This window comes from Magnetospirillum sp. ME-1 (assembly GCF_002105535.1).
GTDB lineage: Bacteria > Pseudomonadota > Alphaproteobacteria > Rhodospirillales > Magnetospirillaceae > Phaeospirillum.
Genome location: NZ_CP015848.1, coordinates 3,604,385 through 3,617,982, shown reverse-complemented (window position 1 = coordinate 3,617,982; position 13,598 = coordinate 3,604,385). Strand labels below are relative to the sequence as shown.

General features: G+C 68.7%; 17 protein-coding genes. 5 read left to right on the top strand and 12 right to left on the bottom strand.

Features of this window, described 5'->3' with window-relative positions:
• Position 1: 1 nt before the first annotated feature.
• The 6 genes from WV31_RS17025 to WV31_RS17000 all read right to left on the bottom strand — a co-directional run bounded on the left by WV31_RS17025 (position 2) and on the right by WV31_RS17000 (position 3,342).
• Complete coding sequence (locus tag WV31_RS17025; RefSeq protein ID WP_085374688.1) at positions 2-511, bottom strand: dTDP-4-dehydrorhamnose 3,5-epimerase family protein; 510 nt, start codon at positions 509-511, stop codon at positions 2-4.
• A 73-nt stretch (positions 512-584) separates the two neighbouring features.
• A complete protein-coding gene (locus WV31_RS17020) occupies positions 585-1,172 on the bottom strand; it encodes a uracil-DNA glycosylase family protein (RefSeq protein WP_085374687.1) in 588 nt (195 codons plus the stop codon).
• Positions 1,169-1,834, bottom strand: a complete 666-nt coding sequence (locus WV31_RS17015) for an HAD-IA family hydrolase (RefSeq protein ID WP_237051343.1) — start codon at positions 1,832-1,834, stop codon at positions 1,169-1,171. Before WV31_RS17015 ends, WV31_RS17020 begins: the two co-directional genes overlap by 4 nt.
• A gap of 1 nt (position 1,835) precedes the next feature.
• Positions 1,836-2,312: a hypothetical protein gene (locus WV31_RS17010; protein WP_085374686.1), complete on the bottom strand. Its 477-nt coding sequence runs from the start codon at positions 2,310-2,312 to the stop codon at positions 1,836-1,838.
• Complete coding sequence (locus tag WV31_RS17005) at positions 2,309-2,737, bottom strand: cupin domain-containing protein (protein ID WP_085374685.1); 429 nt, start codon at positions 2,735-2,737, stop codon at positions 2,309-2,311. The genes WV31_RS17010 and WV31_RS17005 overlap by 4 nt, the downstream gene beginning before the upstream one ends.
• A complete protein-coding gene (locus WV31_RS17000; protein WP_085375630.1) occupies positions 2,737-3,342 on the bottom strand; it encodes a glutathione S-transferase in 606 nt (201 codons plus the stop codon). Before WV31_RS17000 ends, WV31_RS17005 begins: the two co-directional genes overlap by 1 nt.
• Before the next feature lie 167 nt (positions 3,343-3,509).
• Between WV31_RS17000 and WV31_RS16995 the strand changes: the two genes are divergently transcribed.
• Both WV31_RS16995 and WV31_RS16990 read left to right on the top strand, forming a co-directional pair.
• Positions 3,510-3,914 (top strand): hypothetical protein, encoded by a 405-nt coding sequence (locus WV31_RS16995; RefSeq protein WP_237051342.1) that lies wholly within the window; start codon positions 3,510-3,512, stop codon positions 3,912-3,914.
• Positions 3,915-4,040: 126 nt separating this feature from the next.
• Entirely contained in the window at positions 4,041-4,793 is a 753-nt protein-coding gene (locus WV31_RS16990; protein WP_085374684.1) for an SDR family NAD(P)-dependent oxidoreductase, read from the top strand.
• A gap of 22 nt (positions 4,794-4,815) precedes the next feature.
• Here WV31_RS16990 and WV31_RS16985 read toward each other — a convergent pair whose 3' ends face one another.
• The 6 genes from WV31_RS16985 to WV31_RS16960 form a co-directional block, all read right to left on the bottom strand.
• Positions 4,816-5,646: an FAS1-like dehydratase domain-containing protein gene (locus WV31_RS16985; protein ID WP_085374683.1), complete on the bottom strand. Its 831-nt coding sequence runs from the start codon at positions 5,644-5,646 to the stop codon at positions 4,816-4,818.
• 2 nt (positions 5,647-5,648) lie between these two features.
• Positions 5,649-7,223, bottom strand: a complete 1,575-nt coding sequence (locus tag WV31_RS16980) for a S41 family peptidase (RefSeq protein WP_085374682.1) — start codon at positions 7,221-7,223, stop codon at positions 5,649-5,651.
• Positions 7,224-7,429: 206 nt separating this feature from the next.
• Entirely contained in the window at positions 7,430-8,200 is a 771-nt protein-coding gene (locus WV31_RS16975; protein WP_085374681.1) for a class I SAM-dependent methyltransferase, read from the bottom strand.
• On the bottom strand, positions 8,197-10,443 hold the full coding sequence (gene rnr / locus WV31_RS16970) for a ribonuclease R (RefSeq protein WP_085374680.1): 2,247 nt from the start codon (positions 10,441-10,443) through the stop codon (positions 8,197-8,199). The genes WV31_RS16975 and rnr overlap by 4 nt, the downstream gene beginning before the upstream one ends.
• 31 nt (positions 10,444-10,474) lie before the next feature.
• Positions 10,475-10,834, bottom strand: a complete 360-nt coding sequence (locus WV31_RS16965; RefSeq protein WP_085374679.1) for a HepT-like ribonuclease domain-containing protein — start codon at positions 10,832-10,834, stop codon at positions 10,475-10,477.
• Positions 10,824-11,126 (bottom strand): nucleotidyltransferase family protein, encoded by a 303-nt coding sequence (locus WV31_RS16960; protein ID WP_168185974.1) that lies wholly within the window; start codon positions 11,124-11,126, stop codon positions 10,824-10,826. Before WV31_RS16960 ends, WV31_RS16965 begins: the two co-directional genes overlap by 11 nt.
• A 134-nt stretch (positions 11,127-11,260) precedes the next feature.
• Here WV31_RS16960 and WV31_RS16955 point away from each other — a divergent pair, with 134 nt between their 5' ends.
• From WV31_RS16955 to WV31_RS16945, 3 genes are all read left to right on the top strand, one after another.
• The gene (locus WV31_RS16955; RefSeq protein WP_085374677.1) at positions 11,261-11,662 is read left to right on the top strand and encodes a hypothetical protein; all 402 of its coding nucleotides are present in this window, start codon (positions 11,261-11,263) and stop codon (positions 11,660-11,662) included.
• An 85-nt stretch (positions 11,663-11,747) separates the two neighbouring features.
• Positions 11,748-12,176 carry a TRAP transporter small permease subunit gene (locus WV31_RS16950; RefSeq protein ID WP_145980892.1) on the top strand — a complete coding sequence of 143 codons (429 nt, stop codon included), beginning with the start codon at positions 11,748-11,750 and terminating at the stop codon, positions 12,174-12,176.
• Complete coding sequence (locus WV31_RS16945) at positions 12,176-13,588, top strand: TRAP transporter large permease subunit (protein WP_085374675.1); 1,413 nt, start codon at positions 12,176-12,178, stop codon at positions 13,586-13,588. Before WV31_RS16950 ends, WV31_RS16945 begins: the two co-directional genes overlap by 1 nt.
• The last annotated feature ends 10 nt before the right edge of the window (positions 13,589-13,598 follow it).

Sequence of the window (13,598 nt, the reverse complement as noted above, 5' to 3'; positions counted from 1 at the left end):
CTCAGCCGAGCCCCAGGTCGCGCCGGGACAGGATCGGGTTGCTGATGGGCCACCACATGCCATAGGCCGGGTCGTTCCACATGATGGTGAACTGGCCCTCGCGGCAATAGGTGGTGTTCTGCTTGTAATGGAGGATGGCCTGCTCGCTCAGCACCAGATGGCCGTTACCGAACTTAGGAGGAACCAGCACCTGCTGGCGGTTCTTCTCCGACAGGGTGAACGAGGTCCACTGGCGGTATTGCGCAGAGGCGGGATCGTTGTTTATCACCATCAGGTACAGGCTGCCATGCAGGCATGACAGCAGCTTCCAGGTCGCCGCATCGCCGTGGACGCCGCGCAGCACGTGGCGCGACGAGACGGAGATGTCGTCCTGGATGAAATCGACGGTGATGCCGGCTTCGTTGTAGAGCTCGCGGTTGTAGGTTTCCACGAACTGGCCGCGAAAGTCCTCGAAGATGGTCGGCGGCGTGATCAACAGAACGCCATCGAGGGGGGTCTTGCTCACCTGCATGCCGCGTCGTCTCCTCATCCGAAGCCGGAAAAAGCCGGTGAGCGATGGTAGCGGACCGGTGTTAACAAACCTTTCAGGCCAGGGTGGCGCCCACCCGCCGCCGCGCCTCGGGCAGCAGTTCGCTCCCGAACCACGGGGTCTTGGCCTCCCAGGCGGTGGTCCGCCACGAGGGATGGGGCAGCACCAGAAAGCGCGGCAGATAGTCGCGCCACGCCGCCACCGTCCGGGTCAGCGTGGCCTTGCGCCGTTCCCCCAGATGAAACGCCTGGGCGTAGCTTCCCACCAGCAGGGTCAGGCGCAATTCGGGGAGATGCTCCAGCACCGGCCCGTGCCACAGCGGCGCGCATTCCGGCCGGGGCGGACGATCGCCGCCCCGGGGCAGGCGGCCGGGATAGCACAGGCCGGTGGGCAGGATGGCGATGCGCGACGAATCGTAGAAGGTCTCGTGGTCGAGACCCAGCCACAGGCGCAGCCGGTCGCCGGAACGGTCGTTCCAGGGAATGCCGGTCTCGTGCACCCTGGTGCCCGGCGCCTGGCCGATGATCAGCAACCGGGCGGTTTCCGACAGGCGGAACACCGGCCGGGGTCCCAGGGGAAGGCTGGCCTCGCACACCCGGCATGCCCGCATGCGGGCGGCAAGTTCGCCCAGGCTTTCGCTCATCCCTTGAGATCGATGAGCCGGGCCAGGGTCACACCGCCCAGATCGGGCAACACGGCGCAGGCGCCCGAGAAATCCAGCCCCCTGGTATACAGGCTGGGGGTCACGATCACCTTGAGGCCCAGGGCGGTGGCGGCGATCAGGCCGTTGGGGGAATCCTCCAGCACCAGGCACTTGTCGGGGGCCAGGTCCAGGCGCTTCAGCACCAGGGCGTAGACTTCGGGGTCGGGCTTCTTCCGGCGCACGTCCTCGGCGCAGGCGATGGTGTGGAAGAAGGCCTTGCGGGCGCCCAGCAGCGCTTCCACATTGGCTCGTGTCGCGGTGGTGGCGATGGCCAGTTTCAGCCCCTGGGCCCGCGCCGACGAGATCAGCGATTCGATTCCGGGGCGAAACGACACCTGCCCGCTGGCCACCATCTTGGTGTAGATCTGGTTCTTGCGGCTGTGCAGCCCGGCCACCAGTTCGGGCGAGGCGTCGGGCGCGAAGGCCAGGATGCGCTCCTTGCCGCCCGACACCTTCAGCAACTGGCGATAGATGGCCTGGTTCCAGGTCCAGCTGAGGCCGGATTCGGAAAAGGCGCGGTTGAAGGCGTAGCGATGCGCTTCCTCGGTCTCGGCCAGGGTGCCGTCCACATCGAAGATCAGCGCGGCGACCCGGTTCATCATGTCAGCGCACCACGTCGATAACGCCGCGCTCGCCCAAGCTGGGGTGGCCGATGGCCGAGCATTCGAAGGCGTAGGAGCCGAAACGGGCCGGCACGAACCACAATTCCTTGGTCTGCCCCGCCGGAATGGACAGGCTTTCGATCCAGGGGCCTTTCAGCACCAGGCCTTCGCCGCGCACGCTTTCCACCGCGATGTCGGCGAAGAACTGGCGGGCCGACAGGCCGTGGTCGGACCCGGTGGCGTTGACCAGCACCAGCCGTGTGGCGCGGTCGCGGCGGAAGGTCCACTGGGACGGCTTGAAGGCATGGCCCTCGATGGTCACCCGCACCTCCTCGGGCACCGCCCAATCGGCGCCGGCGACGATCTCGGCGGCGTCGGCCACGAAGCCGGGCGGCAGGCGGCCGCTCACCGTGTCGGACCCGGCACAGGCGGCCAGGACGGACAGCGACACGATGGCGGCCAGACGGTGAAGCTTCATTGTCCCGGGCTCCATCCCTTGGGGGCCATTTCGAAACCGGCGAACTCGAAGGCCGGGGATACAGTGCAGCCCACCAGGGTCCAGGCCCCCGTGGGTTCGGCCGCCTGCCAGCAATGGGGCGGCACGATCACCTGGGGAACCTGCCCGGCGTCCAGATCGGGACCCAGCAGAACCGTGCGCGTCTCCCGCCCGTCGCCCGACAGCAGCAGGCGCAGCGGATCGCCGGCATGGTAGTGCCAGATCTCGGTGGCATCGACCCGGTGCCAGTGGGAGCGCTCGCCCGCCTTCAGCAGGTAATGGATGGCCGTGCCCGCGCCCCGTCCGCCGCCTTCGGGGGCGTGCCGCCAGGTCTCGGCGTAGTGGCCGCCCTCGGGATGGGGCGTCAGCCCCAGCCGGGCGATGACGGTTTCGGCGGTCTGCACCATCACTCCCTGGGTTCGGATTTGACCATGGAGGGGCGCTTGGCCGCCTCGGCATACCACTTGGCCAGATTGGGGTGGGCGGCGCGCCAGTCCTCGGCCTTGAAGCGCAGGTCGAGATAGCCCAAGGCCACCGCCGCGCCGATCTGGCCGATCAGGAAGTCGCGGCCCCAGCCGGCGCATTCCTCCTCCATCACGTCCAGGGCCCGGACGATGGCGCGGGTCTGGCGGTCGGTCCAGTCGCTCCAGCGCTTGTCCTCGGGCCGCATGGTCAGCTCGATGCGCTTGCCCACCGCGGCGTCGAGGATGCCGTCGGCCAGGGCGGCCAGGCGCAGCTGTTCCCAGCGCGCGCCCCCCACCGGCGGAAACAGCTTCTGCCCGTCATGGAGCGAATCCAGGTATTCGCAGATCACCGGCGAATCGAACAGCGCCTCGCCGCCCTCGGTGATCAGGCAGGGAACCTTGCCCAGGGGGTTGTCGTTGGGCAGGTCGGTCTCCGGCGACCAGGCGTTGGTCACCACGAAGTCCAGGCGGGATTCCAGCCCGGTCTCGGCGGCGACCACCCAGCACTTGCGGGCATAGGGCGAGGTGGTGGAATAGCGCAGCTTCATGATGGGGGTCCCGGAGCGGAAAAAGGATGGGGACTCCATGCTTGGGTCCCCACCCGCCGCGAGTCAAGGGTCAGGATGTTCTATCACCAATGCGGCCAAGCTCTGGCGATTGCCCCATCGCCCGGCTTGGGCCATGATGGAAGCGGTTTATGGCGGAGAGACGAAAAATGCGGCGGTTCTGGGCAGTGGCGGCGGTTGCGGTGCTGGCGGCGTGTTCGGGGGCCAATCCCGACAAGCTGGCTCAACTGCACAGCGGCAAGTCCACGGTGGACGAAGCCATGGCGCTGCTCGGCTCGCCCGACCGCGACGAGACCCTGCCCGACGGCTCGCGCATGCTGACCTATGTGGCCCAGCGCTCCAGCACACGGGCGGTGAACTTCGTGCCGCTGGCCTCCCATGTCTGGGGCGGCTGGGACGTGAAAAGCGGCGAGGCCGGCCTGATGTTCGGTCCCGACGGCCGCTTGCGCTTCCATTCCTGGTCGGGCGACGACCGCCAGCAGATGCGCAACATGGGCCAGGCCATCTCGCCCTATGCGAAAAAGCCCGCGCCCGAGGTCAAGGCGGCGGAATAAACCTCTATTCTGCATATTCGGAGCATCTTTATTTTCTTCCCCTCCCCCGCGCCTTGACCGGCCTCAAGGTCGGGACGGAAGGGCTATGACGTTTTGGGGGCATCTTCCCCCAAAAAGGATAAGCCCATGACCACTTCCCTTGCCGGCAAGATCGCCGTCATCACCGGCGCCAGCAGCGGCATCGGCCGCTCCATCGCCGAGCGCTTCCTGGCCGATGGCGCCAAGGTCGCCGTCTTCGCCCGCAATGCCGCCGCCCTGGCCGAGATCGCCAAGGGCCGCGAGGAATCCGTGCTGGTGGTGACCGGCGACGTCACCAGCGCCGCCGATCTGGACCGGCTGGTGGCCGAGACGGTGAAGCGCTTCGGCGGCGTCGACATCGTGGTGCCCAATGCCGGCATCGCCAAGGTGGTGCCCTTCGAACAGAGCGACGCGGCGGCCATCGAGCATCAGTTCGGCGTCAACTTCACCGGCGCGGTGCAGACGGTGCGCGGCTTCCTGCCCCATATCCGCAAGGGCGGCTCGGTGCTGTTCGTCACCACCTTCCTGACCCAGGTGGGCTTCCCCGGCCTGGCCATCTACAGCGCCAGCAAGGCGGCGCTGAAGTCGTTCTCGCAGACCCTGGCCGCCGAACTGGCGCCCAAGGGCATCCGCGTCAACTCCGTGGCCCCCGGCCCCATCGGCACCCCCATCTGGGGCAGCATCGGCCTGCCCGCCGACGTGCTGCAGGCGGTGGCCACCCAGGTGACGGCGCGCCTGATGCCCGGCGCCTTCGGCGAGCCCGGCGACATCGCCGCCACCGCCGCCTTCCTGTGCTCGGATCAGGCCAAGAACATCTGGGGCCAGGAAATCGTGGTCGACGGCGGCTACACCATCGGCTGAGTCAATGGGGAGGCCGCTCCTCTCAAGCGGCCTCCACCTCGGCGCTCATGGCCAGATTGCCCTGGTGGTCCACCGCCCACAGTTCCGCTCCGCCGGGAACGGGGCGTCCGCACACCTCCAGCGGATGGATGTCGAACAGCGGGCGCCTGGCGCGGAACCTGAACCCGGTGATCCGTGCGCCCGGATTGTGGCGCAGGAACAGATCCATCAGCAGGGTGGCGGTCAGCGGCCCGTGGACGATCAGGCCGGGATAGCCCTCCACCTCGCGGCAATAGTCGCGGTCGTAGTGGATGCGGTGGCCGTTGAAGGTCAGCGCCGAATAGCGGAACAGCAGCACGATATCGGGCTGAATGCACCGCCGCCACACCGCGCCCTCGGGGGCCGGTTCGGCCGGTGGCGGGGCCTCGCCCGGCCTTGGCGCCTCGCGGTAGACGATGTGGTGGACTTCCGAGAGCGCCGGTCCCTCGGGCGTGGAAATCTCGTGCTCGACGCGCACGAACACCATGGGACCGGAACGCCCGCTCTTCTCCGTCACGTCGGCGATGGTCGAGCGCCGGGTGATGGCCTGGCCCACCGGGATGGGCGCGCGGAAGGTGAACTCGCCGCCTGCCCACATGCGCCGGGGCAGTTCCACCGGCGGCAGGAAGCCGCCCTTGTGCGGATGGCCGTCGGCGGCGATGTCGCGCTCCAGCGCACGCGGCAGGAAATAGAGCCAGTGGCCCAGGGGCGGCACCTCGCCGGCGATCCACGGCGGCTCGGCATGGTCCAGGGTGGCGGCCAGACCGAGGAGCGGCGCCGGGGCAGCCACGTCGTGGAGCGTCTCGGTCCGGCCGATCCAATGGGTGAGCTTCATGGTCAGTGCGATCCGGTTTCCGGCGACGGCCGGGTCTGCAACGCCTCCAGCCCCCGTGTGGGGGCCGAGGCGGCCAGGGCGCGGGCATAGGCGGCGCGGTTGGCCAGCAGCCGGTCGGCCAGATCCATCTCCAGCTTGCTGTCGCTCAATTTGGCCGGGGCGCAGGTGTCGCGCAGCCGGTGGCGCAGTTCGGTGTCGCCGATGCCGGTGCCGCGCCACACCGCCAGGGTCTCGGCCGGCTTGCCCGGCAGGATGCCGCGCGCGATGCCCTCGACCATCTGGGCCGCCGACTGGGTGGTTCCCACCGTGCACAGGGCCGGCAGCACCCCCAGACCGTGCAGGGCATAGCCCGACGGCGCGTGGAAGCGCGACCAGGTCAGCGTGATCTCGCCGTCATTGGGCAGGCGCACCACCGTCTGGACGGTGCCCTTGCCATAGGAATTGGAGCCGATCACCACGGCGCGCCCCGAATCCTGCAGAGCCGAGGCGACGATCTCGGCGGCCGAGGCCGACCGCCCGTCCACCAGCACCACCAGGGGCAGATCCTCGCCGATGTCGCCGGGCTTGGCCTCGAAGGCATTGGCCGCCGCCGGATGGCGGCCACGGGTCGAGATGATGGTGCCCTCGGCCACGAACAGGTCGACCACCGCCACCGCCTTGTCCAGCAAGCCGCCGGGATTGCCGCGCAGGTCCAGCACCACGCCCTGCAGGCCGGCGCCCAGCCGGGTACGGATGTCCTTCAGCTGGTTTTCCAGGCCGTAGGCGGTGCGCTGGTTGAAGCTGGTGATCTTGAAATGAGCGATGCCGCCGTTGACGCTGCTGGTCACCGTCTGGGGCACGATCAGCGAGCGGCGCAGGCTGAACTGCAGCATCTGGGCGCCCCGGCGCAGCGCCAGCATCACCTCGGTGGCGACGGCGCCGCGCAGCTTCGCGGAAATGTCGGGGCGCTCCAGTCCCTTGACCGCCTCGCCGTCGATGGCGGTGATGACGTCGCCGGATTTCAGGCCCAGCTTGGCGGCGGGACCGTCCTCCACCACCTCGACGATGCGGACCTCGCCGTCGATGATGTCGAAGCGGATGCCGATGCCGCCGAAGCCCGAGCGGTTGGAGCGGTGCTCGCGTGCTTCCCTGGCCCCGGCATAGCGCGAGAACAGGTCGGCCTTGCCCAGCGCGCCCTCGAACACCGCCTGGTACAGGCGCTCGGCATCGGCGTCCTTCAGGCGCTCGGAAGCCTGTGCGGCCTCCAGGGCGGCGTTGACGGTGATGCGCGCCCAGCCCACCGCGTCGTCGGGGGGCGCGGCCGGGTAATCGGCCAGCACCAATTCGGGGGTGGCGAGGCGCAGGCGGCCCTGGTCCAGGGTGACGGCCAGCTGCGGATCGATCTCGGCTAGGCCGCGCAGCCCGTCCAGCGCGATGGTCTGGGCGGTCACGGGTTGCAGATGGCGCTCGACGATGGCGTCGAAGCCGAAGGCGATGGTGCGCTCGGCCTCGCTCGCCACCCAGCCGGCGGCGGCAGGCGACGAGAAGAGACAGACGGCCAGGGCGACCCCGGCTCCCGTGATCTCGGATCGGCTCATGGCGGCGATTATGCGCAAGGCCCGGCCCGCCGGTACAGAGCTTTCATACGGGCCATCAAATCAACCAACCTGTCATCCCGACGCCCGGAGGGCGGAGGGATCTCATCCTGGCACGATTTCTCAGAAGCCGGCACCAATGGTCCAGGCGGAGATCCCTCGCATAGGCTCGGGATGACATGACGAATCGGACCAAAGACGAAGTGGCATCATCGCGCCTCCTTCAGGCGATGGCGGAGGAAAGCGGGCATTTGGCGGAACGCCAGGTGCAGCCCGTCGGAGAAGGAGACCAGACGCAAGCCCCGCGAGCCCAGCAATTCGCTCAGCGATGTCCGGGAATGGATGGAGACATGGCCGTTGCGCGGCGCCACGTACCACCAGCCCAGCCCCAGGGCGTCGAACTCGGCCGGCTGCAGCAAGGTGGAGAACATCAGCGCGCCGTCCGGCTCCATCAGCGCCAGCGCCTCGTCCAGCACCCGCTGGGGCCGCATGGCGTGCTCGAACACCTCGAAGGCGGTGACCAGATCGGCGGTGGCGAAGTCGGGGGTAGGATGGGGCGTGTGGGGATCGACGGTGGCGGCGCGCAATCCCGCCGCCCTCAGCTCGGCGGCGAAGCGCCCGTTGCCGCCGCCGTAATCCATCACCGAGACGCCCGTCGCCCCCTCTCCCAGCAGATCGAGCAGTAGGGCCGCGTTGCCCACCGGCCGTGTCTCGGCGTATTCGGGGTCGACGACGGCGTAATCGGCGTTGTAGATGCGCCGGGCGAAGTCCTCGTCGCTCCAGCGCAGCATGGTGTCGCAGAAGACCAGACCGCAGCGGGGACAGCGGCGGTAATAGACCGGAATGCCCCGCAGGCCCAGGCGCTTGCCGTCCAGTTCCAGACAGCTCTTGTGAAAGTCCACCACGCCCATCAGCGGCGACGGCGCGCCGCACACCGTGCAGGCGACCGGGGCGGGATCAGCGGCGGCAAAGACGCTCATCGCCGCCCTTTGCGCCCTCCGCCGCCGGGGCGGAACGGCCTGGACCCCGGACGGGGCGGACGGGCGGGACGTTCGGGCGCTCCGCCTAAGCGGAACACCATGGAGCCGGTGAGCGTGTTGGCCTCGGCCAGTTCCACCTCCAGCTTCTGGCCCAGTTGGAACGTCTTGCGGGTGCGCTTGCCCACCAGGCAGTGGTGGACCTCGTCATGGACGTAGAAATCCTCGGGCAGCGTCGAGATGGGCACCAGCCCGTCGGCCCCGGTCTGATCCAGGGTGACGAACAGGCCGAAGCGGGTGACGCCCGACACCTTGCCCGCAAAGGTCGCCCCCACCCGGTCCGACAGGAAGGCGGTTACGTAGCGGTCCACCGCTTCGCGCTCGGCCACCGCGGCGCGCCGTTCCGTGATCGAAATGTGCTCGCCCCACTCGGCGAAGTGTGCGACTGCATCCGCAGGCAGCGCGCCCTCGCCCAGATGCAGCCCGGCGATCAGCGCCCGGTGGACCAGCAGATCGGCATAGCGGCGGATGGGCGAGGTGAAGTGGGCATAGCGCGCCAGCCCCAGGCCGAAATGGCCGATATTCTCCGGGCTGTACTGGGCCTGGGCCTGGGAGCGCAGGATCACCTCGCTCACCAGATGGGAATTGGCGGTGTCGGCCACGGCTTCGAGGATGCGGTTGAAATGGGCGGGACGCAGCACCTGGCCCTTGGCCAGTTTCAGGTCCAGCGACGACAGGAATTCCCGCAGGCCCTCCAGCTTCTCCTGGGAGGGCAAATCGTGGATGCGGTACATGCAGGGCTTCCCGACCTTCTCCAGGGTCTCGGCGGCGCAGACATTGGCCATGATCATGAAGTCCTCGATCAGCCGGTGGCTGTCGAAGCGTTCGCGCTCGGTGATGGACTCCACCTTGCCGTCCGGCGTGATGGTCACCTTGCGCTCGGGGATGTCGAGCTCGAGCACGCCGCGTTCCTTACGCTCGCGAAACAAGGCCGCCCAGGCACCGTACAACGGCTCGATCACATTGGAGAGCAGCGGGGCGGTCTTGTCGTCGGGCCGCCCGTCCCTGGCCGCCTGCACCTGGGTATAGGTGAGGCGCGCCACCGAGCGCATCATTCCCCGCACGAAACGATGCCGCAGCTTGTTGCCCAGGGCGTCCAGCCAGAAATGCACCCCCATGCAGGGGCGGTCCTCGTCGGGCTTCAACGAGCACCAGCCGTTGGACAGCTCCTCGGGCAGCATGGGCACCACCCGGTCGGGGAAATAGACCGAGTTGCCGCGCTTGAAGGCTTCCTTGTCCAGGGCGTCGCCGGGCCGCACGTACCACGACACGTCGGCGATGGCGACGATGCAGTGCCAGCCGCCGGGATTCTTGGGGTCGGAATCGGGCTCGGCGAACACCGCGTCGTCGAAGTCGCGCGCATCCTCGCCGTCGATGGTGACCAGGGGGATGGAACGCAGGTCGGTGCGGTCGCCCATGGGCGCCGGCCCCTCGGCTGCCGCCTGTTTCAGGGCGGCCTCGGGGAACTCGAAGGGAATGTCGTTGGTGTGGATGGCCACCAGGCTGACCGAGCGCGGCGCGCCCAACAGGCCCATGCGCTCCTTCACCGAGGCGGTGCGCACGCCATAGAGCCGCCCAGGCATGATGTCGGCGAGCACCAGTTCGCCCGCCTTGGCGTCAGAGGTTTCGCCCCTGGGCACGATGTACTCGGCCTTTTCCTTGCGCGAGGTGGGGCGCAAGCGGCCCGAGCCGTCGGGGTTGGGCTCGAACACGCCCAGCACGCGGGCCCTGGCCTCGCCGATGACGCGGATGGGCCGCGCCTCGTAGACGTCCTCGCCCCTGACCCGCTTCAGCTTGGCCAGCACCCGGTCGCCGACGCCCACCGCCGCCTCGCCGGGACGGAAGGGCGCCATGAAGATGCGCGGCGGCCGCCCGTCACCCTCCCAGTTCAGAGGCCGCGCCAGCAATTCGCCGTCACTGTCGCTGCCGATGATCTCCACCACGCCCACGTCGGGCAGCGCGCCGGGACGGGCGAAGCGCCGCTTCTGGCCGCGCTCGACGGCGCCTTCCCTCTCCAGCTCCTTCAGGATGGCCTTGAGGTCGATCTTGTCGGCGCCCTTGAGGTTGAAGGCCCGCGCCAGCTCGCGCTTGCCGACCCGTCCGGGCTGGGCCCTGATGAAGTCGAGGATTTCCTGCTTGGACGGAATGGGGACGATCTTCTTGGGCTTGTGCGTCGGCTTTTTCATGCCCCCAGCCTATAGAGCGGAGGGGCCGATGTCAGCCGTCGTCTCCAAAATGGGTTTTCAGGGCCTGGACGCAGGCCGCCCGCAGCGGCGGAAGATCGTCACGGATACTCTGCCACAGGCGAGCCGGTGAAATGACGTCGTACTCGTGGCGGAGAGGATTGCCGATTCCCCGGATGTCGGCCCATGGCAGCCCCGGACAAAGACGCTCAGCCTCGGCCCCGAGCTTTATTGCCGCCTCGCTGATGATCTGAAAACAACGCTCCACGGCACGCAAGGTCTTGCGATCCTGGTTGATCGCGGCGGTATCGGCAACGCCACCAATGAAAGCGGTGGCATCGTCAATGCTGTCGATGATGTCCTGAAGTCTTTGCGCCGGACGCTCAGAAGGCATCGACCCGATCCCTCTCCACCGCCTGCCGGAAGCGGGGACGGCTCATCTCGTGCAACTCGATCATATCCACGGGACTGCCGAGCAAGTCGCTGATGGTTCTCTCGATCGCCACGAACTGGAACAGACCGACGGGATGGGCGGGATCGAATTCCACGGCCACATCCACATCGGACTCCCCGGTATCCTCGCCCCGCGCCACCGAACCGAACACACCGGCATGCAGGACGCCCCGCGCCCGCAGCTCGTCGGCGTGGGCGCGCAACACGGCAAGGACATCATCGAGTTTGGCCATGACCCGCGATCCATCAAACGACCTGAGCCAGTTATAGCGCATCCCCGTGACACACGGAATGCCTGGGTCCGCTTGACCCCCATCAAGGGTCCTTTCCGCCCGCCATGCTGTGATAAGGCCTTGAGGAGCACCCCATGGCCAAGACCGAAATCTTCCGCATCAGCCTGAACGACCCGCAAGCCGAGGCCACCTTCCGGCGCTTCACCCAGGCCATCTGCGGCGAGACCGGGCATGGCCGCCACGCGGTGCTGAGCTATGGCGCCGACGGTCCCCGCTGCCTTTTGCAGAACAGCGGCCGCTGCCTGGACGCCGACACGCCGTGGCGCATGACCCGCGACGTTCTGTTCCCGGTGCTGAGCTTCGACGACGGCGTCGAATGGGTGGCGCTGTTTCCCATGGACGACTGGCAGATGCGCATGGACGCGGCGCTGGAATCCTCGTTCACCGATGCCCAAGGCCGGTCATGGTCGCGCCTGCTGGCCGACCAATTGCTGGCCGAACTGCCGACGGTCACCCACCTGATGGTTTCGCGCTGACCAGGGCGCCGTGCTAGCCTGATTACCGACGACCTGGAGAGGGCGCGGCGTGGACAGGCTGGATCTTTGGCTGGAGCGGATTGTCATGGCCGGGCGTTGGCTGGTGCTGCCGGTCAGCCTGCTGCTGTTGGCGCAATGGCCGTTGCGCGACCTGATCCAGGCCGGCTCGCGCCAGGCCAATGACGCGGCCCAGGCGCTGTTCGCCCTCTACGTGGCCCTGGCGCTCACCTTCGCCAGCCGCCGCCACGCCCATCTCGCCGCCGCCTCGTGGGCTGAATCCTTTCCCCCCGCGACGCGGCGCCTGATCGGGCAGGCCGGCAACCTGTTGTTCGTGACACCCTGGGCGCTGTTCATCCTGGTCACCGCCACCCCGGCCACGCTGCAATCCCTGGGGCAGTTGGAAGCCTTTCCCGACACCTACAATCCCGGCTATTTCCTGGTGCGGCTGGCCACTTGGGGCTTGGCCGCCCTGGCTCTGGCGCAAGCGCTGCTCCAGCTCCGGAGGCCAAAATAATGGAGGCCGCCGGACTGCTCATGCTGGCGGCAGTGGCGGTCTTGCTGGGCCTCACCGGTCTGCCGGTCTTCGTCGTGCTGGTGGGAGTCTCGGTCCTGGCGGCTCTGGCCGGGCTGGCCGGGGGCGTGTTCGGACCGGCCGTTCTCACCGCCCTTCCCAGCCGGCTCACCGGATTGCTGGACAACGACCTGCTCCAGGCCCTGCCGCTCTATGTGCTGATGGGCGCCCTGCTCGACCGCCTGCCCCTGGCCGAGACCCTGTTCGGTGCCGCCGCCACCCTGGTGCGGCGCTCCAGAGCGGCGCCGCTGCTGGCCGCCCTGGGCGTCGGCGCGCTGATCGCCCCCATGAACGGCTCGGTGGGAGCCAGCGCGGCGACTTTGGGCCGGGTGGTTGCCCCCCGCCTCACCCAGGCCGGCATCGCCCCCGCCCGTTCGCTGGCGGCCATCTGCCTGGCCAGCACCTTCGGCGTGGTGGTGCCGCCCTCGCTGGTCCTGCTGCTGCTGGGCGATTCCATGATGCGCGCCCATACCGAGGCCTTGAACGCCACCGGCACGCTTTCGCGCCTCATCAACACCCAGGACCTGTTCCGGGGCGCCATGGCGCCCGCCGCCCTGCTGCTGGGGGCATCCCTGCTGCTGGCCTGGTGGAGCGGGCGCAAGGAACAGGCACTCCCCCTGCCCCGCCCGGGATGGGGCCGGCTGGCCCTGGCGGCGGCGACGGCGTCCTTCATCGCCCTGCTGCTGGGCGGCGTGGCGCTGGGGCGCTTCTATGCCGTGGAGGCGGCGGCCATGGGCGCCTTCGCCCTGGCGCTGGGCGGCGCCCTGTCCGGCCACCTCACGCCCAAGGTGCTGAACGAGGTCCTGACCGACACCATGGCGGCCAGCGGCGCGCTGTTCGCCCTGTTCGTGGGCGCCACCACCTTCACCCTGGTGTTCCGCCTGTTCGGCTCGGACCGGCTGCTGGCCTCGCTGGTGGAGAGCCTGCCCTTCGGAGCCACCGGCGCCCTGGGCGGCGTGCTGCTGATCCTGGCGGCCTCGGCCCTGGTGCTGGACGCCTTCGAGATCATCTTCGTCATCGTGCCGGTCTTGATGCCGCCCTTGCTGATCCGCAGCCCCGACGCCGTGTGGGTGGCGGTGGCGGCCTTGCTTACGCTGCAGGCCAGTTTCCTCCTCCCGCCGCTGGGCCAGGCGGTACTGATGGCCCGCAAGACGGTGACGGGCGCCACTTCGACGAAAGCCCTGGTGCGTGCCCTGGCGCCCTTCCTGGCCGTGCAGATGGCGGTTCTGGCCCTGGTCCTGGCCGTGCCCGCCATGGTCCATCTGGCCGATCCGCCGCAAGCGCCGAACCCGCCTCCGCCCGCCGTCCAAGAGCCGCCCGACGCCCCCCTCTACGGGATGCAACCCTATCGCTAGTCCCCAAAGC

Bases quoted from the DNA above. Each gene is read 5' to 3' on its own strand.
- WV31_RS16950 (WP_145980892.1), top strand. From the start codon at position 11,748: ATGGCCGGGCGTTGGCTGGTGCTGCCGGTCAGCCTGCTGCTGTTGGCG.
- WV31_RS17025 (WP_085374688.1), bottom strand. From the start codon at position 511: ATGCAGGTGAGCAAGACCCCCCTCGATGGCGTTCTGTTGATCACGCCG.
- WV31_RS16995 (WP_237051342.1), top strand. From the start codon at position 3,510: ATGCGGCGGTTCTGGGCAGTGGCGGCGGTTGCGGTGCTGGCGGCGTGT.
- WV31_RS16975 (WP_085374681.1), bottom strand. From the start codon at position 8,200: ATGAGCGTCTTTGCCGCCGCTGATCCCGCCCCGGTCGCCTGCACGGTG.
- WV31_RS17015 (WP_237051343.1), bottom strand. From the start codon at position 1,834: ATGATGAACCGGGTCGCCGCGCTGATCTTCGATGTGGACGGCACCCTG.
- WV31_RS16990 (WP_085374684.1), top strand. From the start codon at position 4,041: ATGACCACTTCCCTTGCCGGCAAGATCGCCGTCATCACCGGCGCCAGC.
- WV31_RS16985 (WP_085374683.1), bottom strand. From the start codon at position 5,646: ATGAAGCTCACCCATTGGATCGGCCGGACCGAGACGCTCCACGACGTG.
- WV31_RS17000 (WP_085375630.1), bottom strand. From the start codon at position 3,342: ATGAAGCTGCGCTATTCCACCACCTCGCCCTATGCCCGCAAGTGCTGG.
- WV31_RS17010 (WP_085374686.1), bottom strand. From the start codon at position 2,312: ATGAAGCTTCACCGTCTGGCCGCCATCGTGTCGCTGTCCGTCCTGGCC.
- WV31_RS16965 (WP_085374679.1), bottom strand. From the start codon at position 10,834: ATGCCTTCTGAGCGTCCGGCGCAAAGACTTCAGGACATCATCGACAGC.
- WV31_RS17020 (WP_085374687.1), bottom strand. From the start codon at position 1,172: ATGAGCGAAAGCCTGGGCGAACTTGCCGCCCGCATGCGGGCATGCCGG.
- WV31_RS17005 (WP_085374685.1), bottom strand. From the start codon at position 2,737: ATGGTGCAGACCGCCGAAACCGTCATCGCCCGGCTGGGGCTGACGCCC.
- WV31_RS16955 (WP_085374677.1), top strand. From the start codon at position 11,261: ATGGCCAAGACCGAAATCTTCCGCATCAGCCTGAACGACCCGCAAGCC.
- rnr (WP_085374680.1), bottom strand. From the start codon at position 10,443: ATGAAAAAGCCGACGCACAAGCCCAAGAAGATCGTCCCCATTCCGTCC.
- WV31_RS16960 (WP_168185974.1), bottom strand. From the start codon at position 11,126: ATGGCCAAACTCGATGATGTCCTTGCCGTGTTGCGCGCCCACGCCGAC.
- WV31_RS16980 (WP_085374682.1), bottom strand. From the start codon at position 7,223: ATGAGCCGATCCGAGATCACGGGAGCCGGGGTCGCCCTGGCCGTCTGT.
- WV31_RS16945 (WP_085374675.1), top strand. From the start codon at position 12,176: ATGGAGGCCGCCGGACTGCTCATGCTGGCGGCAGTGGCGGTCTTGCTG.